This is a genomic window from Citrobacter sp. RHBSTW-01013 (assembly GCF_013781985.1).
GTDB lineage: Bacteria > Pseudomonadota > Gammaproteobacteria > Enterobacterales > Enterobacteriaceae > Citrobacter > Citrobacter braakii.
The window spans coordinates 4010893-4032224 of the sequence record NZ_CP056185.1 but is presented as its reverse complement, the minus strand read 5'-3'; the positions used below and the strand labels follow the sequence as shown (position 1 = coordinate 4032224).

Sequence of the window (21332 nt, the reverse complement as noted above, 5' to 3'; positions counted from 1 at the left end):
GGATTCCGCGAAACACTGGTTTTTAGTGCGTCAGATCTCTATAATCTCGCGCAACCTATTTCCCCCTCGAACACTTTTTAAGCCGTAGATAAACAGGCTGGGACACTTCACATGAGCGAAAAATACGTCGTCACCTGGGACATGTTGCAGATCCATGCACGTAAACTGGCAAGCCGCCTGATGCCTTCTGAACAATGGAAAGGCATTATTGCCGTTAGCCGTGGTGGTCTGGTGCCGGGCGCATTGCTGGCGCGTGAATTGGGTATTCGTCATGTCGATACCGTATGCATCTCCAGCTACGATCACGACAACCAGCGCGAACTGAAAGTGCTGAAGCGTGCCGAAGGCGACGGTGAAGGTTTCATCGTAATTGATGACCTGGTTGACACCGGTGGTACCGCCGTAGCGATCCGCGAAATGTACCCTAAAGCGCATTTCGTCACTATTTTCGCTAAGCCGGCAGGTCGCCCGCTGGTGAATGATTATGTTGTTGATATCCCTCAGGATACCTGGATTGAGCAGCCGTGGGATATGGGCGTAGTGTTCGTTCCGCCGATCTCGGGTCGCTAATCTAAAAAGTTTTCAACGCCCGCACTGTCGGGCGTTGTTCTTTTTGTGCTGTGTCAGGTTACACTATGCCTTAGTGAGTACTCATGGAGGCTGCAATCATGTCACAGGCTAACCTCAGCGAAGTCCTGTTTAAACCCCGCTTCAAACACCCTGAAACGTCAACGCTGGTTCGTCGTTTTAATCACGGCGCGCAGCCGTCCGTACAATCGACCCTGGATGGCAAAACCATCCCGCACTGGTACCGCATGGTGAACCGCCTGATGTGGATCTGGCGTGGCGTCGATCCGCGCGAAATCCTCGAAGTGCAGGCACGTATCGTCATGAGCGAAGCCGAACGCACTGATAAAGAGCTCTACGACACGGTTATCGGCTATCGCGGCGGAAACTGGATTTACGAGTGGGCGAAGCAGGCGATGGACTGGCAACAGAAAGCCTCTATGGAAGAGGATCCGCAGGTGAGCGGACGCCACTGGCTGCATGCTTCCACGCTCTACAACATCGCCGCTTATCCGCACTTAAAAGGCGATGAGCTGGCAGAGCAGGCGCAGGCTCTGGCCAATCGCGCCTATGAAGAGGCCGCACAGCGTCTGCCGGGCACGCTGCGTGAGATGGAATTTGCCGTTACCGGCGGCGCGCCGATTACCGGCTTCCTGCATATGCCAAAAGGCGACGGTCCGTTCCCGACGGTGCTGATGTGCGGAGGCCTCGATTCCATGCAAACGGATTATTACACTCTGTATGAGCGCTACTTTGCCCCGCGCGGTATTGCCATGCTGACGCTGGATATGCCGTCGGTTGGGTTCTCGTCAAAATGGAAACTGACCCAGGACTCGAGCCTGCTGCACCAGCACGTATTAAAAGCGCTGCCGAATGTTCCGTGGGTGGATCACACCCGTGTGGCGGCCTTCGGCTTCCGTTTTGGCGCCAACGTGGCGGTACGCCTGGCGTATCTGGAATCATCACGTCTGAAGGCGGTGGCCTGTTTAGGGCCGGTGGTTCATGCGCTGCTTAGCGACCCGCAGCGCCAGGCAAGCGTCCCGGAAATGTACCTTGACGTTCTGGCCAGTCGTTTGGGGATGCACGACGCATCCGATGAAGCGTTGCGCGTTGAGCTTAATCGCTATTCATTAAAAGTGCAGGGCCTGCTGGGCCGACGCTGCCCGACGCCAATGCTGTCGGGGTTCTGGAAAAACGATCCGTTTAGCCCGGAAGAGGAGTCGCGTTTAATCACATCTTCATCTTCTGACGGTAAGCTGCTGGAGATTCCATTCAACCCGGTGTATCGCAATTTTGACAAAGGGCTGCAGGAAATAACCGGTTGGATCAATCAGAGATTGTGTTAAAAGTTTGCTAAATTTTATCGATTTGGTAAAACAGGTGCTTCACCTAAGGAGATCGTAATGACGTTACCGAGTGGGCATCCGAAAAGTAGATTGATCAAGAAATTCACCGCGCTTGGCCCGTACATCCGGGAAGGGCAGTGCGAAGATAATCGGTTTTTTTTCGATTGTCTGGCTGTTTGCGTCAATGTGAAACCCGCCCCAGAAAAACGCGAGTTTTGGGGCTGGTGGATGGAACTGGAGGCGCAGGAAAAACGCTTCACGTACAGCTACCAGTTTGGCTTGTTCGATAAAGACGGGAACTGGACTGCGGTGCCGGTGAAAGAGACTGAAGTGGTAGAGCGACTGGAATACACCTTACGTGAATTTCATGAAAAATTACGTGGGTTGTTAACGTCGCTGAATCTGGCGCTGGAGCCTGCTGACGATTTTAACGATGAACCGGTTAAATTAACGGCATAATGAACAGTAAAATGCCGGATGGCGGCGCAACCCCATCCGGCATTTTTTTATGCTACATCAGAACTGATAAACCATACCGACAGCAACGATATCATCATTGTTGATGCCCAGTTTATTGTCGCTATCGAGCTGGTTGATTTTATAATCGACAAACGCGGACATATTTTTGTTGAAATAGTATGTTGCGCCAACGTCGATATAATTCACCAGATCCTCATTGCCTACGCCTTCAATATCTTTCCCTTTTGACAGCACATAACCCAGTGACGGACGCAGACCAAAGTCAAACTGGTACTGAACTACCGCTTCGAAGTTCTGTGTTTTATTGGCGAAGCCGCCGGAAATTGGCGTCATATTGCGCGTTTCAGAATAGAACGTCGCAATATAAATATCGTTAGCATCATATTTTAAACCGGTTGCCCAGGCTTCTGCTTTATCGCCAGTCCCGCGCGTTTGCAGATTCTGTTGGTTGGTACGATCGGAGTTGGTATACGCACCGCTCACCGCGAAATCGCTGCCGCCAAAATCATAGGTAACGGAAGTACCAAAACCGTCGCCGTTTTGTTTTTTCACATCGCGGTCCTGATTTTTCCCCTGGTATTGCAGGGTGAGATCCAGACCATCCACGACGCCGAAGAAGTCGGTGTTACGGTAGGTCGCCAGGCCGCTGGCGCGTTTGGTCATAAAGTTATCGGTCTGCGCGGAGGAGTCGCCGCCGAATTCCGGGAACATATCGGTCCACGCTTCCACATCGTACAGCGCGCCGAGGTTACGACCGTAATCAAACGAGCCAAGGTTTTTTAATTTCAGACCGGCAAAGGCCAGACGGGTTTTTTGCTGGTTAGAGTCGCTTTCGGCTTTATTGCCGGCGAACTCTGCTTCCCAGCGGCCATATCCCGTCAGTTCATCGTTAATTTGCGTTTCGCCTTTAAAACCTAAACGGATATAGCTCTGGTCGCCGTCTTTGCTGTCATAATCCGTCATGTAATGCATGGCTTTTACTTTGCCGTACAGGTCCAGTTTATTACCGTTCTTGTTATACACTTCCGCTGCCTGTACGGATGCCGACGCAGTAATACCCATCACCACTAATGCCAGAGTGCTCTTTTTCATTTTCATTCCTGATTAAAAGTACGCGCTAATATTCACTGGGTGTGATCCCCGTTAAAAGACAGGAGGGTTTTTAACGTCTGGTAATGAACGTTTTATGACAAAGTAAGAATATTTTTAAAAAAGGATGTTTTTTTGTTTCTGTAATAAATGTGTCAAAATCTGCCGCTACGCTTGCTGATCCTGCGCAATAAAATTTCATGCTTTGTACGCTGGTTGTTGGCAACCGGGGCCAGTCCTGCTAAAACGTTCGTTTGATATCATTTTCCCCAATTTTGAATGGCAGAGAATCATGAGTGACAGCCAGACGCTGGTGGTAAAACTTGGCACCAGTGTGTTAACGGGCGGATCGCGCCGCCTGAACCGCGCCCATATCGTAGAACTGGTTCGCCAGTGTGCGCAGCTCCATGCCGCAGGGCATCGTATTGTTATCGTTACCTCGGGCGCGATTGCCGCCGGACGTGAGCATCTGGGTTACCCTGAGCTCCCGGCAACGATAGCCTCGAAACAGCTGTTGGCGGCGGTAGGGCAGAGCCGATTGATTCAACTGTGGGAACAGTTGTTCTCGATTTACGGTATTCACATCGGACAGATGCTGCTAACGCGTGCGGATATGGAAGACAGAGAGCGCTTCCTTAACGCCCGCGATACGCTACGCGCGCTGCTGGATAACAACATCGTTCCTGTCATTAATGAGAACGACGCCGTAGCGACCGCCGAAATTAAAGTCGGTGATAACGACAACCTTTCTGCGCTGGCGGCGATTCTGGCCGGGGCCGATAAGCTGCTGCTGCTGACCGATCAGCAAGGGCTGTTTACCGCCGATCCGCGCACCAACCCGCAGGCTGAGCTGATCAAAGACGTTCACGGTATTGATGATGCGCTGCGCGCCATTGCCGGTGATAGCGTCTCGGGTCTGGGAACCGGTGGTATGGGGACTAAACTGCAGGCCGCTGATGTTGCATGCCGCGCCGGGATTGACACCATTATTGCCGCAGGCAGCAAGCCGGGCGTAATTGGCGACGTGATGGAAGGCGTTTCCGTTGGGACGCGTTTCCATGCACAGGCCTCTCCGCTGGAGAACCGTAAACGCTGGATCTTCGGCGCACCGCCTGCCGGGGAAATTACCGTTGATGAGGGTGCGACCGCAGCGATTCTGGAGCGTGGCAGTTCATTACTGCCAAAAGGCATTAAAAGCGTGACAGGCAACTTCTCTCGTGGTGAAGTGATCCGCATCTGCAATCTCGAAGGGCGCGATATTGCCCACGGCGTTACCCGCTATAACAGCGATGCGCTGCGCCGTATTGCCGGACATCACTCACAACAGATCGACACCATCCTGGGCTACGAATACGGTCCGGTTGCTGTCCATCGCGACGACATGATTACCCGTTAAGGAACAGGCATATGCTGGAACAAATGGGCATTGCTGCCAAAGCTGCGTCATACAAGCTGGCGCTGCTCTCCAGTCGCGAAAAAAACCGCGTACTGGAAACGATAGCTGATGAGCTGGAAGCGCAAACGGAAAGCATCCTCAGCGCGAACGTACAAGATGTTGAGCAAGCGCGAGCCAACGGCCTGAGCGACGCGATGCTCGACCGCCTGGCGCTGACTCCGGCGCGTCTGAAAGCGATTGCCGACGATGTGCGTCAGGTATGTAATCTCGCCGACCCGGTCGGGCAGGTGATTGATGGCGGTCTGCTGGATAGCGGCCTGCGTCTCGAACGTCGTCGCGTTCCGCTAGGCGTGATTGGCGTGATTTATGAAGCGCGTCCAAATGTCACCGTTGACGTTGCTTCCCTGTGCCTGAAAACCGGTAATGCGGCGATCCTGCGCGGTGGGAAAGAGACGTACCGGACGAATGCGGCAACCGTGGCGGTTATCCAAAAGGCGCTGGAAGCCTGTGGTTTACCCGCTGCAGCCGTGCAGTCGATAGATAACCCGGACCGCGCGCTGGTCGCTGAAATGCTGCGTATGGATAAGTACATTGATATGCTGATCCCTCGCGGTGGCGCGGGTCTGCATAAGCTGTGCCGTGAGCAGTCGACTATCCCGGTCATCACCGGCGGCATTGGGGTTTGTCATATTTATGTTGATGATAGCGCGGAGATCGACCCGGCGCTGAAGATTATCGTCAACGCCAAAACCCAGCGTCCGAGCACCTGTAACACCGTAGAAACCCTGCTGGTGCATCAGGATATCGCTGCGCGTTTTCTGCCTGCGCTGAGCCAGCAGATGGCACAAAGCGGCGTCACGCTGCATGCCGACGACACCGCGCTGGCCACATTGCAGGCAGGGCCCGCTAACGTGGTTGCGGTGAAAGCCGAAGAGTATGACGACGAGTTTCTGTCGTTGGATCTGAACGTTAAAATCGTTACCGATCTGGACGATGCTATCACCCACATTCGCGAGCATGGGACCCAGCATTCCGATGCCATCCTGACGCGCACCCTGCGTAACGCCGATCGTTTCGTGAATGAAGTGGACTCTTCTGCCGTGTACGTTAACGCCTCTACTCGTTTTACCGATGGCGGCCAATTCGGACTGGGGGCGGAAGTGGCTGTGAGTACGCAAAAACTGCACGCGCGTGGCCCAATGGGTCTGGAAGCACTGACCACCTATAAGTGGGTTGGCTTCGGTGACGACACGATTCGTGTGTAATTGAAAACGGGCGATGCCATAATAGGTCTATGATTTTAAAGTCTATTAAGGCATTGCCCGGTTAATTCTACTCTTTACCCCGCTACCGTATTTGTTTTCTATCCTGCGTTTTATCATCATCCGCATCAGTCTGGTTTTTACCCAGGCGCTCCCTGACGTTGAAAGACGACGTATCACAGAATTTTCCCTGCCAGCATGAATTTTCTGGGTCTGCGGCTCACGTATTGTTCCTATGGTCCAATCTATTAGAATCAGTCTCATTTTTATGAGGAGTCGTTGCGTGAAATCGGATATTCACAAACATAGCATTCCTGTTGTGCCACTCGGCAACCCGTTTCCCCCTCGCCATTGTTCACTGTGTCCAAAGGGAGCGGCGATTGATCGTGATAATCAATACCGATTAATAGACAAAAGAAGGAAGTTTAAAGCGGGGGAGATACTCGCCCGGCAGGATGGAGCCGCGGACATGCTTTTTGTTATTCACGAGGGGTACTGCACGTCCAGCGTGGAATGTGGTGATAACGATTTTATCAGTCGCTTTTATGTTCCGGGAGACATCATGGCACTGGATGCTGTTGAGGGGGGGAAGTATCTGACAACGATCAAGGCTGCAACGGCTGCGGAGGTATGTCATATCGATATTGCGCGGTTGTTCAAGGCAGCAGAAAAGGAGCCGTCGGTTGCAGCGGCAGTCATCAAGTTTCTCTGCAGGGACAATGGATTCATTGTTGAAAAACTACGGCGTTATGCCAATAAACATGCTGAGGCCAGAATCGCTGCTTTCCTCGTGGAGTTTTACGAAATGCATTTACGTATTGGCAGGCCTGAAACGACGCTTCGCTTGCCATTCTCGCGGGAGGAAATTGCCAGTTATCTCGATCTTAAAATTGAAACCGTTAGCCGCTCATTAAAATCCCTCGAACATCAAAAGTTGATTAGCTTACATCGGGTCCGTACGGTAACAATTAATAGTTATTTGGGGTTAAAAGGTTTCAGCTAACCCTATCTTTGCCGTGCGTTATTTATCTCTTGATATTCCAGGGATATTCATTTTATATGGAAAATTCCTGGTTTTATTTATGTGGAATAATTATCAATTCGAATGATAATCCTACAGGTCAGCGCTATTTTTATAAGAATATTCCCCCTTAAATAAATATTTCATGAGAATTTTCTTGTGAAGTTAAAAAATTAGCATAATTGCAACAAATAATAAGCATTATAGAGAGAGTATGTGGATTTTAATTATCTTTATGTTTTGTAAGGGTTTTGCTCCTGGACTATTTGTATGATCTTTTTGATATTTATCAAAAACATAAAAAAGATGAATTGTTTGATTTTTATTGTTCGCGGGGATAATAATTCTAAAAATGTACGTATTTTAAGTGATTATATCTTAGGAAACTTCTTAGATAATGTTTTTTATAGGAAAATTCTTAGTTTTTTGTAATTTTTACGTTTCAGGGTTTGTTGAGATGTTACTTAATCCAAATGATAATTTTTTGGCGCGGCAATTCTGGCTCGCAATTAATGGAACCGCTGGAGTGACTTAATAATAAGACTCGGTGGTGAGTTTGTTCTTAGGAGAAGATAAAATGAAAAAAATATTATTAGTAACATCTCTGGCTTCTGTATTTGTTGCAGCAAATGCAATGGCAGATGTTACTGCTTCTGCAACAGCCTCGTGGGACGCGACGGCAACGAAAGATACCACCAGCATGTTGGTTGTCACCCCGCTGAACTCTTTAACTTTCCAGTATGCTGAAGGGCTGAATGCCTTCAACTCTCAGGACGGTGCTTTTGATGTGACGATTCAGGGTCAGGAGACGGCAACTGATTTTGAACTGACTGCTCAGATTATTAGTAACACTCTGATCAACGCCAGTGGTGATGCTTCTACCCTGAACGTAGGGGTGGCATGGAATGGCACTGCGCTGACTAATTCATCAGATACTGTCCTTGTTAACTCCAGCTCCACTTCTGGTCTTGAAAGCTTGATGGCTGATGGCGCTTATAACGGTGCGGATCGTGTCAGCGATCAATCCAACTTCAAATTCACCATCGCGTCAGCGACTTCTGATGGTAGTCAGACACTAGCAGATTACTCTGCACTGCCAGACGGCTATTGGACTGGCGATGTAAAAGTACAGTTCAATGCAACCTGGACGACTCCGTCTGCCTAAGTAATAAAAAATTCGGGAGAATTTTTTCTCCCGAATTTATCAGGAATGGTGTCATGAAAAAATATTTACCGGCAGCGATGTTGGTAGGGTTAGTAGCATCTTTTCCCGGATGGGCAATTAATGTTGGTGAAATCACATCGATCATGACTTCTGCTGAGAGTTCATTATCGAAAGAAATTATCAATACGACAGATGCGGCGCGTTATGTCAGTGTTTCGGTAAAACAATTGTCATCACCTTTGGCGGGGGGAATCGAAATAAAGCCCGTTAATTCCGGAGAATTACTCTCTACACCTGCCAATCTTATTCTTCCTGGCCAGGCGAAGGATGTATTTCGTTTCTTTTATAAAGGACCTGCAGATGATGTCGAGCGTTATTATCGTCTGCAATGGATAGATGAGCCGGTCACCGAGAGCGCGGAAACCCGGGCGAATAAAATGGCTGTTGCAACAGCGTCGGCTGAAATTGGCACTATCCTGGTAGTCGCGCCGCGCAAGGAGCGTTTTGAATATAGCCGAAATGGCGATGTTATTACTAATACCGGCAATGTTTCGTTTCGTGTGATCGCCTATGGGGCTTGTAAAGATAAGGCTCGCGATCGGGGACGAGGCTGTCGCGAACGTTATTACATTATGCCGGGTACAAAAATAAAATTACAGTTTACCGACATTAGTAATAGCCGTTCACGCATCGGTATCTGGCACGGTAAGCAGTTTATTACAGTGAAGTGATGGTCAATAGCAGGGATAAATAAAATTACCGGAATGTAAGGATGCAGATGACAACAACAAATATTGTCGGCGGTAGCATTTGTCTTTTTCTTGCGCTGACACCAGGATTTTCACATGCAGCCCCAGTAAAAGTGGGTAATTATGTTATCCCCAGCGCTTTCGCCCGTTCACTGGAGCAGGGAATGACGGTGCCGGTATATATTCGTTACAACGAGACTGATGAGAAAAGTCAGCAAAAAGTTGCCGATGCGGTGATTTCCCTTGTTGATGGCAATATTACGGTTAAAGCCCTGGCTCTTGCTGAATTGCCCAATAATGCCGTGTTATCTGGAAAAACCCGCTCGTTGGTGGAAAAAATTCGTGATGTGAAGTTTCACGATAACACCAACATCGAGCTATCGAATGATGCACGTCTGCAACTCAACGTCTCTTCATTTCACCTGGAGATGATTGTCAGCAAAGATGCGTTAACTGGGTAATGACTCCAACTTATTGATAGTGTTTTATGTTCAGATAATGCCCGATGACTTTGTCATGCAGCTCCACCGATTTTGAGAACGACAGCGACTTCCGTCCCAGCCGTGCCAGGTGCTGCCTCAGATTCAGGTTATGCCGCTCAATTCGCTGCGTATATCGCTTGCTGATTACGTGCAGCTTTCCCTTCAGGCGGGATTCATACAGCGGCCAGCCATCCGTCATCCATATCACCACGTCAAAGGGTGACAGCAGGCTCATAAGACGCCCCAGCGTCGCCATAGTGCGTTCACCGAATACGTGCGCAACAACCGTCTTCCGGAGCCTGTCATACGCGTAAAACAGCCAGCGCTGGCGCGATTTAGCCCCGACATAGCCCCACTGTTCGTCCATTTCCGCGCAGACGATGACGTCACTGCCCGGCTGTATGCGCGAGGTTACCGACTGCGGCCTGAGTTTTTTAAGTGACGTAAAATCGTGTTGAGGCCAACGCCCATAATGCGGGCAGTTGCCCGGCATCCAACGCCATTCATGGCCATATCAATGATTTTCTGGTGCGTACCGGGTTGAGAAGCGGTGTAAGTGAACTGCAGTTGCCATGTTTTACGGCAGTGAGAGCAGAGATAGCGCTGATGTCCGGCGGTGCTTTTGCCGTTACGCACCACCCCGTCAGTAGCTGAACAGGAGGGACAGCTGATAGAAACAGAAGCCACTGGAGCACCTCAAAAACACCATCATACACTAAATCAGTAAGTTGGCAGCATCACCCGTTAACTGAAGCGATTGTCGCACGCAGCAGCCTGCTTGGACCTTCCAGCGTGGAGACTCTCTCTAACGTCCTGAACTATAACTTTGGCACCTACTACAACGATTATCATAACGGCAGCAGTACCCGCAGCTATCTGACGATGGACAATACAACATCGCTGCGTGAACACCATGTCAACATTAACGGTTCGTTTTACGGCATAGGCGACAGCAACAGCACCAGTAAACTCTATCGCGCGATGTATGAGCGTGATTATGACGGATATCGACTGGCGCTCGGGATGCTCGACACCTGGAATGTCCAGTCTATTGCCAGCCTGAATGCGCTGAATGGTGGGAAAATTTATGGCGTAAGCTACGGAAACAAAGGAAGTACGGTTGTTGAGAATACCTCGCTTTCGCTCACGCCAATTACCGTATTTTTGCCAGCCGCTGGCGAGGTTCATGTATTTCGTGACGGGCGTTTGCTCAGCGTACAGAACTTTAATATGGGCAGTTATGAAATTGATACCAGTCGTTTCCCGTATGGTGTTTATGATGTCACGGTAGATATCGTGGTCAATGGCCGGACAATTAATAGTCGTATCAGTCGGGTTAATAAAATCTTTGCCCGCCAACAGGCAGCCGGAATTGATCAGCTCTCATGGCAACTGTTTGGTGGCTCACTGGATTATGACCGTGTGAGTTATAAGCGAAACCACTATCAGGATTTAGGCAATGAGCAGACCTGGATTGCCGGCGGTGCCGCATCGGTGACGCTGGCGATATTGTCGGGGCTGGGCCTGAAATCTACGCTCTACGGTTTTGGCAACAATACGGTTAATGAAACGGATGTCACACTCAATGTGAATGAATACGTAAGCATTGGCAATCAGACGCTGGTAGCGAACGATTCGTCATGGCGAAACATCAGTAATATCAATCTCAATATCCCCGAGGGATATGGTTCCCTTTGGGCATCTCGTGAAGACAGTAAAATTGGCGACCGTCTGCCCATGCAGGAGCGTGACAATTATTCCATTGGTGGCACTCTTAACCTCGGAAAGTTTATTCCTCATGGCGGCTCGCTTACCGTGAGTCAGACGGAGAATCGCTACTCGGGAAATAAATACCGTAACCTGGACTACAGCACGAACCTTTATTCAGGCAAGTATGCCACGGTTGGGTTGCGCGCAGGTATTCAGCGTTATTACTACAACAACCGGAATGACGATGGGCGACAGGAACGTTATGTCAGCCTGGATTTATCGTTGCCGTTGGCGTCCTGGATGAGCATGGGCGTCTCCCGGGATCGCTATGGCAGCACTCAGGGTAATCTCAGCGCGCGCAAGCAGTATGCTGAAGGCCCCATTAAATCTGTCGGATTGTCGGCTTCAACACGCCTGAGTGGCGAGCAGTATTACGACAATAATTATTCGGTAAACGGCAATCTGAGTTATGACACGAAATATAACGCCGGCACCGTATCGGTAACGCGTTCTGCGGACAACTCCACCAATATGAACTTCTCTTCTCAAGGTTCCCTGGCGTGGGCAGGAAAAGATTTCGGTCTGAGTAAAGAGAGGCAAAGGTCAGGCATTATTGTGAAAACCGATTTGACCGGCGAAGGGAAACTGGCTGCGAAGATTAATAACCGAAATTATCTTCTCAGCGGTAAATCAAATTTCATTGCACTGCCGCCTTATGCTCAGTACAAGCTGGAGATCCTCAATGATAAAAACTCTGAAGACAGCTTTGATATTGTTTCAGGGCGCAAACAGGAACTGACGCTATATCCGGGTAACGTGGGTGTTATCAACCCTGAAGTGAAAAGTATGGTCACCGTATTCGGGCGTATTCGTTATCCCGATGGGCAGTTGGCTGCAAACACCGATATTCATAATCACATCGGTAAAACGCGTACGGATGAAAAAGGGGAGTTTGCTATCGATATCGATAAGAAATATCCAGTCATCACGCTAATTTCAGCCAATGGCAGCCTATGCGAAGCCGATCTCGATTTGGAAAAAGCACGCGGCGCAGCGTGGGTTGGTGATGTGAAATGTTCCACGCAAACCACGATGGCGCAGAGGTAATAAAATGAAAGTATTAATTAAAGTAGCTACTGTAATCTGTGCCGTGGGGATTTTCACGCCTGCGCCTGCTTTGGCTTTGAATGCAGTATCTTCCGGCTCAGTCAGTAATAACTATTTGTTTATTGAAAATGCCATTGATAGTGAATACTTTATCACCCCCTCCGCACTCGACCCTCGTTTCAGCGGTTCAAACACGTGGATAAAATACGGTACCTCTCAGGTGAGTCTCGGGTATTTAGGTTTTGTCATCTGGACTGCGCCAGGAAATTATTATCAGGACATGTGGATTGATAATTCCCCGATTAACGGGCCTTTTCGGGGGATCCGTTGTTATAGCGGCAGCCAGTGTCCATCAACTGGATTTATTGCCGGGCAAGGCACTGATAAAAACGGTTTTTATCATGCGCAGGTGGGATCTGTCGCAGGTGTTATTGGTGGCGCCTACGGATTCGCTTCCCTGACGGATACTGCCTATGAGTACTTTCGCAATGTGCCTACCGGTAGCAGCGAAACCTATGTGTTCAACCGTTGTTATACTTCCGTGGATTATGATTATTCTTCCGGGCAACGTTGCAAAGATCAATCGAAAGGATTATGGAATTACGTCAATTATACGTTAACCAAACGCGGTCATCTGTCACTGGTATCGACTAATGCATTTCAGGAGCTTTGGGTTGCCAGCGACGGTACGCCGAGCATCACCAAAGACTCTGGTTATTGTGAGCTTGGCGTGGTGGGCGGCGCTGACGGCGTGATTTGCAAAATGGTGAGTTATAACCTGCAACAAACCGCCAATCTGACCGCCTCCCTGACGTTTCGCGCTTATGTCGACACGGCGATGCTTGGTTTTACGCCTGGACCGGCCACCGTGAAATACTCCGGGAATGGTTCAAACTGGTATAACTATGGTACTTCAACTGCTTATTACAACGTTTTCACGACCTCTGGAGAGTACATATATATTTTTCTGTCAAAAGTATTCCTGAAAAAACTCGTCGATTCAGGAATCAGCATTACTAACACTCAACCGTTTACCTTCGGTTTTTATAATGGCTTAACACCTGAGTCAGGGCACTACCAGTTTACGCCTTCGCTACAGATCAATATTGTGCCGAAGGAGTATGGGATCAGTATCGTCTCTTCAGACAACACCGCTTCTGCGAGCGGCAGTGGCACGATTGGCGACGCCGCTCCTATAGAAATAGATTACACCGTGACAGTCTCCGGTCCTCGTCAGGCTGATAGCATTACCGCGCAAGTTATTGGAGAAAGTACGACGATAAACAGTGTGCCTTACTGTCTGTTTACCTCCCCTCAAGGCGGGCTGTCAGTCCCAATCCCCGCCTTTCTGCAGTACAACAGTCAGTCGGGGGGTGTGGTGAAGAAACGAAATAGCTGTAGTGAAGCAGCAATCAATATGAGCGATGCGCAGTGGCAACAGACGCCCTGGGACGCAAATAACAATGATGATGGAAGCTATTATGCTACTGATTTGAAATTGCTTTTCCCAATGAATGATTCACGGTCGATGTTAACTGTTTCCGGAACAGATTGGGAAGGTGTCGTCAGTGCCAGTGGAGAGATAAAAGTCACGGCGAATTGGGTGGGAGTGACGCCATGAACCGCTGCCGTTTGGTGTTTAGATGGGGATTTATCTTACTTTCCGGGTTGACTATATTCTCTGCACAGGCTGTCTACCTGGAGTCGACCATTTATGAGATGCCATCGGATAAATCATTTATCAGCAAACGGATCTATAACGATAGCCAGAAACAGAATTTGTACAGTATTGGCGCAGTAAAAATTGATAAGCCTGGACCGGGAGGTGAAAACAGAAGTGCCATTGCTGAAGGCGAACTTCTGTTTACGCCGCTGAATTTTTCACTGGCTCCGCAGGCGAGTGAGTTTTTTAAGATTTTCTACCGTGGACCGCAGGATGATAAAGAACGCTATTACCGAATTCTGTTTCGTGAAATGCCGATAACGCTGTTTACCGAGCGTAATCAAGGGAAAGGAGGGCAGGCTCTCCCGGTGATCGCTATGGACACCATATTGGTTGTTCGCCCGAGAAAAATGAATCTGGCCTACACCATTGATGAGGCAAACGGAACACTGAAAAACACCGGGAATACTTTTTTTAAAATCATCGTACACCTGGGGTGCAACTCAACCGATGATGAAGCCACCATGCGTTATGTGTTGCCGGGTGAAACCTGGCGTAGTAGCGATTTGAAATCAAAAAACCGGAAATTTATCGTTGCATTGCAGAAATACATACCAGTAGGTCAGGGGTGCTTCAAACTCAATCAATAGTAAGCATTAATTCTGATCCGATATGTCATGGTTAGATATCGAACCTATACTGTAACTGTCTTTATACAATGCAGTAATCAGCTCGGCACAGATGAAATTTTAGTCATTTGCACTCAACGTCACGGTAATTAAGAGTCAGGTAGTATGAACAGTATAATTAATGAACAGGTTGAGTATGATTCCACCAGAAAAAGCCTGAAACATCGCGATACGACAATAATTCTTTCGGCATCTACCGCGAGACTACTTGAGCTATTCATTGCCCATAAAAATCAACAAGTCCACCGCGAGTTTATCATTGAAGAAGTGTGGAAAAAGCATGGCATGGCCCCATCGGGTCATAGTCTTAATAAAAGCATCAGTATTTTGCGAAAAGCATTTAGTGAGCTGGGGGCGGGTAATCCCATTGAAACGCTGCCCCGGCAGGGATTTTTGTTCCATGCTTCGATCAGCGGTGAATCGTCATCTTCCTGTGAAGATGAAACTGTGCGTTCGGTAACTGAGACGGTGAACTCATCCGTAAGACCAAAACGTAAAAATATTATTCTGTTCATTTTATTATTTGCATTTCTTGGAAGCGCTATTTTTATATTTTCAGCACTTAATTCAAGCTCCAAAAATTTTATCTATATCAGGGCAATAGATGATTGTGAACTTTATACTGCCGATGACAATAATGCTGATAAAACGAAAGCATTTTTATCTTCTGATATGTGGCGAAAAGTAAATGCGGCTTGTCATGATGGCAAGAAAACAATTGTTTTTTATGATGATAATAATTTATCAGCCGGCAATGATCTTAGAGTGAATTTGCTTGGGATTTGTACGTTAGAGAAAGGAGGGGTTGTCCGTGAATGTGAAAATTTTGTTTATTAGTGGGGCAATCTTTCTTGCAGCGATAACAGTATATTTTTTATATCGCCATCAAGAACCTGAGACGCTGACCTGCTCGGCAAAAACTTACCTGCATCTGGAGGCGCAAACTCAGGGGGTAAAAATTGAAGGTGAAGTTCTGCTGGTTTTTCGTATTTCTTCTGCTACCGAAGGGCGGGTATCTCAGGTAGGAAGCCTCAATATTCAGGGTAAAAATTATGCTGTAGATCGTAATGTTATCCTGAATTTTATTGGTAAAGATCGTGATGGTTACCTGCAGACCCGTCGTGTAGCTATTGTTAAAAATAAAAATGATAATGTTCCTGATGACGTTACCGAACAACTCATGTCACGACAGGAAATTTTTTATTATAAGATCATCCATATCGCCAAAAATGTCTATGCGATCAGAGATCTGCGACGTACGTTAATGGTTTGTCGGGCAGCATAAGTAACAATAATATGTTATCCTTACGGTTTTATTAGTTTTATATTTTGTCGTTTTTAGTGTTCGTGGTTTTTTGTTTTGTCTTACAGTGAAAATGAGCAATAGGATTTGTATTGATGAAGAATTAGGATTTTTCCTTTTTCAATAATTAAAATGGCCTTAACATTTAATGGTAATATTCATATGGATAATCGTGATTATAAATTCTGAAACTGCGTGAGATGACTTATGGATAAAGTTGATTCGCGGACTGCATTGTAATTTCTGGAGGCTAAAGGTGTTGTATATTCTCTCGTGTATAAAACGAGGGACCTGCCATGCCATAAATTTAAGTTGGTGGTAACTATGAATACGAAAAAGGTTTTTCTGCTCAGTTATGATATTTTTCTTTTCTCAGGGATAAAAGCGTGGTTGCCAAATCTGGTGTTGGTCGATGCGCGGGCATTTATTTCTGGTTCACAGTCAATTATTCCACGGTATCCATCCTGTTTACTGGTGATCGATAACCGGTTACCATTATTCCAGGTCAGGAAGTGGTTTCAGAGAAATAGCACGCAGTTTATCAATATAAACTGTATTGTTCTTCGGATGAATGAAAACCGTTCTATTAATCGGGGATATGAGGAGTATGCATTCATTAATGGACGGGAACTATCGGATCAGCTGATTTCTCAGTTGAGAGCCAATCTAATGGCTCCCAATGAGGTTGTGGAAGTCACTAAAGGTTCAGCGATATTTACTTTTCATTTGACTGAGTTTGAAGAGAAAATGCTGTATGCATCTTTCACAAAGGAAAAATTGCACGATTTTTGTCATGCTAACTCGATAACAATTAAGTCAGTGTATCGATATCGGGAACGCATTACCGCTCGTCTGGGATTTTCTCATTTTAATGAAACTATCATTTTTTTAACCAGGAATAATCTATTGCATGAAGGTTCCTCGACGAACAGTCATTCTGGTAAGAATGTAATATACGGCGAAGCATATGATGTCTCAGATTCTGGTCGACTGAGTATGGCAATAAGGAATGAAGAAATCATTCCTTATTTTCAACCCATCGTAAATATCAACGAAGATGTCTGTGGTGTTGAGGTTTTGGCTCGTTGGCCACAGGGGGATAATTATGCTATCTCTCAGCGTGAGTTTATACCGCTGGCTGAAAAATGTGGCTTAATGAATGAGTTAACGAGCTATTTAATGAACGCCGTCGCGCGTAATCTGGTCGGCGGAAGCGAGGATTTCAATAAAACTTTATTCGTCTCTTTTAATGTGAGTCCATCAGGTTTAAGTAACCCCGTCTTTTATTGGGAGTGTCTTAATTTTATGGAAATAACGCAAAGGCTACCGATAAAATTGATGATTGAAATAACTGAAAACCAGACTCTCACTATTACTCCTGCAATCAAAGAGCTGATACGATCGTTGCGAAACAGAGGGGTTCTGTTTGCTTTAGATGATTTTGGGACGGGATACGCTAACCTTTGCTATCTCAATGAGTTAGACCTGGATGTTATAAAAATTGATAAAATGTTCATCAAAGCTATTAAAGAAGTTGAGCAACATATCCCTATGCTCGAGTCAATCATTCACCTTTCCGGACTCCTGGGGTTACGCATGGTGGCGGAGGGCGTTGAATATGGCTATCAGCAGCAATGGTTGGGGAAAAATAATGTTGATTACCTGCAGGGTTATCAATTTTTACCGCCAGTGACGTTTGATGATTTTATGCGTTACTACAAGCAGTCTTTAGATTTTTTTGAATCAGCGTCGGATTCTACTTTCTCAACGTAAAGCCTTTCGGGAACATCAGGGGCGGATGCCTCTGATGCAGGTATTTTTGTCGAGGTGAGTACGACAACTCCCGCCTGTCTGGTGAAGTCGATAGCCTGTTGTGAGTGAGGCATCGTTTGTTTATGTATCTAATACGGGGTATTTATAGCGGTATCAGCGTTAATTAAACCGATTCCAAGGTGAGTTCCTGGCCATGCGTCATTTCCTGACAAAATTAAGAGTCTGGTTTCCGCCGCCTCTTATCTTAGTACTTTTTCTCGTTGCGGATGTGCTGACGGCGAGTCCGCGTTTCACATTCGGCGGGGTGAATATCGTGATAAGCGCATTGCTGGCCGGCGTCAGTCTGTTGGTGATATTGCATACCGCGTGGCAGATGCGGATGAAACGTACGACCCTGAATCCGCTGCATGCACATAAGTCGACCACGCTTGTTACCGGCGGATGTTATGCCTGGAGCCGCAACCCGATCTACCTTGGTATGAGTGGACTCCAGTTGGCCTTTGCTCTTTGCATCGGTAGCCTGACTGGAGTACTGGCTGTACCGGTGTTTATGCTGGCGGTTGCCAGATTGCATATCGACTTTGAAGAGGAACAACTGCGAAAACATTTCGGGCTGGAGTGGGAGCGCTATGAACAACACGTTCGCCGCTGGTTATAGTAATACCCGACCGCGTATAAGCATGCCTGTAACGACACGATTCGTGCGTAATTGAAACCGGATGATGCAAAAATAGGCGTTTGATTCGCAAGGCCATTGACGCATCGCCCGGTTAGTTTTAACCTTCTACCCCGTGCTCACATTCGTGGACATGTCCTTTTCAGGGCCGATATAGCTCAGTTGGTAGAGCAGCGCATTCGTAATGCGAAGGTCGTAGGTTCGACTCCTATTATCGGCACCATTAAAATCAAATTGTTACGTAAGATCTTATCATTCTCCCACCAAAAAATTATCTTAATGTAACAGCTGGTGTAAGTAAATTCTATCAACGAAGATCAATCTTATCTACTGACCAAAAAGGCCTGATAGGGCTTCGCTCACTATACATCCTTGGCTGCAGGTTTAGTTGTACACTACTCCTAAATTTAATGTGTTGGCAATGTGTTCAATAAAGCTCGAACAAATTAGCTCATTATGATCGGTTAATACTTCAACTTCTGGTTGCATGATTGTTTGTCCGTAAAAAGATAACGCGCCTGCCGGGTAGTAGCAGGCGCATTACGCAATAGGTAAACAAGGGAGGAAGTTCAGAAATGTAAATCGGGAAGGTTGTACGCAATGTTCATCGTACTACGTTGTTACGGCTTTGCCGCAACAAGCCAGTTGCCTGCCGTGCTCGCAGAATGTCTACAGCCCGGAGATAAGGGGATTGTTCCTGCCAGTTAAATCCCTTCCTGTCGATACGCACCAGTTCGTATTTTTCCACCAGAAAATTCACGGCATCGGCTAGGGTGATACCGGCATCGATGTGTTCCTTAATCACAGCCTCATTGCAGAATGGCGTGTCGTTTATTGTCAGACCATAGTGCTGTTCCAGCAGACGTGTCAGTAACATTTGCCAGACAGCCACGGGTGACAGGCAGGGCTTCGCCGCCCGCTGAGTTGTTGCAGGTAAAGTTTTCATGTTTACTCTCGTGAAGGTAATTAACTCTGAGTGGGGTAAATGGCGATGTATACGTAGCCGCAACTGCCAAGAGTATCGGCTTCGCAGGTGAAACCGTTGTGGTACAGGGTGACGCAGTGGGCGTGTTGGGGACTGAGTTCACCGGTGGTTAGCATCGACTCCATATGGCGGATAAAGTGCGGGCATGTTTCATCCAGCTTCCGGCATTCGGTGTCACTGAACCTGCCGGTGATGCTGGCCCTGTCAGCCAGATAGTGCAGTCGGTTACCCTCCTGCACCAGACGGGCTCCCAGGCGCGGCGTGATAGCCCGCTGCAGGCCCCTGGTAGGGTTGCTCATTACAGTTCTCCACTATTGCCAGTTCAGGGTGATGCTCATCAGGCAGGTATAGGGCCCATTGCGGTCCTGGCGGCGTTCGGCGTATACCGCGAGGACTCCGGCGATATCCGGAACGTCCCTGCCGGTGTAATGACAGACGCTACCGTGCCACTGGTATTTGCCGGTGCAGTAGCGAAAGATCCGGGACTCAGGATGCTGGCGGTATATCGTCATTGCCCGGCGTTTACTGATAATTTTCATGTCATACCTCACAACAGACCGTGTTCTGCGAACGAATAGATTTGCCTGCCACCGACAATCAGATGGTCAGGGACACGGATATCCACCAGCTGAAGCACCTGAACCAGTCGCTGCGTGAGGGTTTTGTCGGCCTGGCTAGGTGTCGTCTCGCCGGAAGGATGGTTATGCGCGAGTATCACCGCCGCCGCGTTGAAGTGCAGAGCACGTTTGACCACCTCCCGGGGATGCACCTCGGTGCGGTTAATCGTGCCGGTGAAGAGCGTTTCATGGGCAATCAACTGATTCTGGTTGTCCAGATACAACACCCGGAACTCTTCCCGCTCAAGCGCGGCCATATGCAGTCGCAGCCATTCACGTACGGCGTGGGTAGAGGTGAAGGCTACGCCGGGCTCATGCAGGTGGCGGTCCAGAGCCCTGAGCGCTCGCTGAATGAGACGCCGGTCCTGTGGCGTCATCTCGCCGGGTAAAAAGGAAAGCTGTTTCATCTGTTGCTCCTTCGGTCAGTCGATAATACGCAGAATGGCGTGAGCCTCTGGATGTTGCATGGCATACTCCCGCAGGCGGTAATAGTGTGCGGTCATCGCGTCACATTCTGTACGGCAGGCATGGTGGCTATACGCAATCAGGCAGACAGCAATACCTGCTGCTTCTGCACTCATTTGGGCATCGTTACCGTTCAGGCAGTTAAACAGACGCCATGTCTCATCGTTGTCAGGCTCGGGGGACATAAATGCGCCGCCATTGCTGAGGGTGTAGAACGACCAGATACCACCGCTGTAGCCCTCACAGAAGCGGTCCATCCAGGCGAAGATATGCGGCTCCAGGAGTAGCCACTGCGGGATAGCGCCAAAGTACTGTGGCCAGAAATCGATACGCTGTTCATCGGGGACCGGCGTGACGGTCAGTTCAAATTCGGGTTGGTTAGCGGGTGCGAGGTCGTGCTGCGTCTGTGTTGTCATGGGTATGTCTCCGTCAATAAAAACGCCAGCGGCGATGGCTGGCGTATGGGGATATAAAGTGTGTTCGGGGAGGTGAATGCGGGTAAATGCTTCGCGATCAGCGGGTGGCCGTGTCTGTACGGATGCCTGAGGTGCGGATATAGCGGTTAAGACCTTCACCGGCATCCGGCTCAAAGTTCCATGCCCGCCAGACCATCCGGCCTTCAGTATCACGAACCACCAGACGGAAGTGACTGCCCTGGTCGTCTTCGAGTGTGATATTGCTGTACGTGGTAGTGACCGCTTGCGCTTGTCTCCGGGTGAAAGGCCCCGGTGGCAGCAACACGGATTGGGTCATTTTCGGGCTCCTGATAAAAGAAAACCCCGGCAGC

22 protein-coding genes, 1 tRNA gene and 2 pseudogenes are annotated in these 21332 nt (G+C 48.3%); 17 read left to right on the top strand and 8 right to left on the bottom strand.

The window, feature by feature from the left end:
- Positions 1 to 111: 111 nt before the first annotated feature.
- From gpt to crl, 3 genes are all read left to right on the top strand, one after another.
- Positions 112 to 570, top strand: a complete 459-nt coding sequence (gpt, locus tag HV350_RS19405; protein WP_003031380.1) for a xanthine phosphoribosyltransferase — start codon at positions 112 to 114, stop codon at positions 568 to 570.
- Between the two features lie 98 nt (positions 571 to 668).
- On the top strand, positions 669 to 1913 hold the full coding sequence (gene frsA, locus HV350_RS19400; protein ID WP_016155767.1) for an esterase FrsA: 1245 nt from the start codon (positions 669 to 671) through the stop codon (positions 1911 to 1913).
- Between the two features lie 57 nt (positions 1914 to 1970).
- Positions 1971 to 2372: a sigma factor-binding protein Crl gene (crl, locus tag HV350_RS19395; RefSeq protein WP_016151866.1), complete on the top strand. Its 402-nt coding sequence runs from the start codon at positions 1971 to 1973 to the stop codon at positions 2370 to 2372.
- 57 nt (positions 2373 to 2429) lie between these two features.
- On the opposite strand, the gene phoE is transcribed toward crl, so the two are convergent.
- Positions 2430 to 3485, bottom strand: coding sequence for a phosphoporin PhoE (phoE, locus tag HV350_RS19390; RefSeq protein WP_016151867.1), 1056 nt, complete (start codon positions 3483 to 3485; stop codon positions 2430 to 2432).
- A gap of 289 nt (positions 3486 to 3774) precedes the next feature.
- Here phoE and proB point away from each other — a divergent pair, with 289 nt between their 5' ends.
- The 6 genes and pseudogenes from proB to HV350_RS19360 all read left to right on the top strand — a co-directional run.
- Positions 3775 to 4878 carry a glutamate 5-kinase gene (proB, locus tag HV350_RS19385; protein ID WP_003031373.1) on the top strand — a complete coding sequence of 368 codons (1104 nt, stop codon included), beginning with the start codon at positions 3775 to 3777 and terminating at the stop codon, positions 4876 to 4878.
- An 11-nt stretch (positions 4879 to 4889) separates the two neighbouring features.
- Positions 4890 to 6143 (top strand): glutamate-5-semialdehyde dehydrogenase, encoded by a 1254-nt coding sequence (gene proA / locus HV350_RS19380; protein ID WP_181629155.1) that lies wholly within the window; start codon positions 4890 to 4892, stop codon positions 6141 to 6143.
- A 280-nt stretch (positions 6144 to 6423) separates the two neighbouring features.
- Positions 6424 to 7143: a Crp/Fnr family transcriptional regulator gene (locus tag HV350_RS19375; protein ID WP_047498426.1), complete on the top strand. Its 720-nt coding sequence runs from the start codon at positions 6424 to 6426 to the stop codon at positions 7141 to 7143.
- Positions 7144 to 7738: 595 nt separating this feature from the next.
- The gene (locus tag HV350_RS19370) at positions 7739 to 8326 is read left to right on the top strand and encodes a common pilus major fimbrillin subunit EcpA (protein ID WP_181629153.1); all 588 of its coding nucleotides are present in this window, start codon (positions 7739 to 7741) and stop codon (positions 8324 to 8326) included.
- A 53-nt stretch (positions 8327 to 8379) separates the two neighbouring features.
- Positions 8380 to 9057: a hypothetical protein gene (locus tag HV350_RS19365; RefSeq protein WP_046276284.1), complete on the top strand. Its 678-nt coding sequence runs from the start codon at positions 8380 to 8382 to the stop codon at positions 9055 to 9057.
- A 47-nt stretch (positions 9058 to 9104) separates the two neighbouring features.
- Positions 9105 to 9530 (top strand): annotated as a pseudogene (locus tag HV350_RS19360) (fimbrial biogenesis outer membrane usher protein); the annotation flags it as partial.
- A 16-nt stretch (positions 9531 to 9546) separates the two neighbouring features.
- On the opposite strand, the gene HV350_RS19355 reads toward HV350_RS19360, so the two are convergent.
- Positions 9547 to 10244, bottom strand: a protein-coding gene (locus HV350_RS19355) for an IS1-like element IS1A family transposase (protein ID WP_103215986.1) whose coding sequence is annotated in 2 segments (ribosomal slippage) — positions 9547 to 9995 and positions 9995 to 10244 — 699 coding nt in all. Because the reading frame shifts where the segments join, the coding sequence is not laid out codon by codon here.
- Positions 10245 to 10301: 57 nt separating this feature from the next.
- On the opposite strand from HV350_RS19355, the pseudogene HV350_RS19350 reads away from it, so the two are divergent.
- The 8 genes and pseudogenes from HV350_RS19350 to HV350_RS19315 all read left to right on the top strand — a co-directional run.
- A pseudogene (locus HV350_RS19350) lies at positions 10302 to 12374 on the top strand (CS1-pili formation C-terminal domain-containing protein); the annotation flags it as partial.
- 4 nt (positions 12375 to 12378) lie between these two features.
- Positions 12379 to 13995 (top strand): fimbrial protein, encoded by a 1617-nt coding sequence (locus tag HV350_RS19345; RefSeq protein ID WP_181629151.1) that lies wholly within the window; start codon positions 12379 to 12381, stop codon positions 13993 to 13995.
- Entirely contained in the window at positions 13992 to 14687 is a 696-nt protein-coding gene (locus tag HV350_RS19340; RefSeq protein WP_181629150.1) for a fimbria/pilus periplasmic chaperone, read from the top strand. Before HV350_RS19345 ends, HV350_RS19340 begins: the two co-directional genes overlap by 4 nt.
- Positions 14688 to 14831: 144 nt before the next feature.
- Entirely contained in the window at positions 14832 to 15563 is a 732-nt protein-coding gene (locus HV350_RS19335; RefSeq protein ID WP_141874846.1) for a winged helix-turn-helix domain-containing protein, read from the top strand.
- Positions 15538 to 16011 (top strand): hypothetical protein, encoded by a 474-nt coding sequence (locus HV350_RS19330; RefSeq protein WP_141874847.1) that lies wholly within the window; start codon positions 15538 to 15540, stop codon positions 16009 to 16011. Before HV350_RS19335 ends, HV350_RS19330 begins: the two co-directional genes overlap by 26 nt.
- Positions 16012 to 16353: 342 nt before the next feature.
- Positions 16354 to 17802, top strand: a complete 1449-nt coding sequence (locus tag HV350_RS19325) for an EAL domain-containing protein (RefSeq protein WP_181629147.1) — start codon at positions 16354 to 16356, stop codon at positions 17800 to 17802.
- Between the two features lie 313 nt (positions 17803 to 18115).
- The gene (locus HV350_RS19320) at positions 18116 to 18460 is read left to right on the top strand and encodes an isoprenylcysteine carboxylmethyltransferase family protein (RefSeq protein WP_249418018.1); all 345 of its coding nucleotides are present in this window, start codon (positions 18116 to 18118) and stop codon (positions 18458 to 18460) included.
- A gap of 165 nt (positions 18461 to 18625) precedes the next feature.
- A tRNA-Thr gene (locus HV350_RS19315) sits at positions 18626 to 18701 on the top strand.
- Positions 18702 to 19082: 381 nt separating this feature from the next.
- Here HV350_RS19315 and ykfI read toward each other — a convergent pair.
- The 6 genes from ykfI to HV350_RS19285 all read right to left on the bottom strand — a co-directional run bounded on the left by ykfI (position 19083) and on the right by HV350_RS19285 (position 21298).
- The gene (gene ykfI, locus HV350_RS19310) at positions 19083 to 19424 is read right to left on the bottom strand and encodes a type IV toxin-antitoxin system toxin YkfI (RefSeq protein WP_008324514.1); all 342 of its coding nucleotides are present in this window, start codon (positions 19422 to 19424) and stop codon (positions 19083 to 19085) included.
- A gap of 20 nt (positions 19425 to 19444) precedes the next feature.
- Positions 19445 to 19762, bottom strand: coding sequence for a type IV toxin-antitoxin system YeeU family antitoxin (locus HV350_RS19305; protein ID WP_008324516.1), 318 nt, complete (start codon positions 19760 to 19762; stop codon positions 19445 to 19447).
- Between the two features lie 12 nt (positions 19763 to 19774).
- Positions 19775 to 20002 (bottom strand): DUF987 domain-containing protein, encoded by a 228-nt coding sequence (locus tag HV350_RS19300; protein WP_008324517.1) that lies wholly within the window; start codon positions 20000 to 20002, stop codon positions 19775 to 19777.
- An 8-nt stretch (positions 20003 to 20010) separates the two neighbouring features.
- Positions 20011 to 20487, bottom strand: a complete 477-nt coding sequence (locus tag HV350_RS19295) for a RadC family protein (RefSeq protein WP_000811693.1) — start codon at positions 20485 to 20487, stop codon at positions 20011 to 20013.
- 15 nt (positions 20488 to 20502) lie between these two features.
- Complete coding sequence (locus HV350_RS19290; RefSeq protein WP_000211838.1) at positions 20503 to 20961, bottom strand: antirestriction protein; 459 nt, start codon at positions 20959 to 20961, stop codon at positions 20503 to 20505.
- A 97-nt stretch (positions 20962 to 21058) separates the two neighbouring features.
- Positions 21059 to 21298 (bottom strand): DUF905 family protein, encoded by a 240-nt coding sequence (locus HV350_RS19285; RefSeq protein WP_000194654.1) that lies wholly within the window; start codon positions 21296 to 21298, stop codon positions 21059 to 21061.
- Positions 21299 to 21332: the final 34 nt, after the last annotated feature.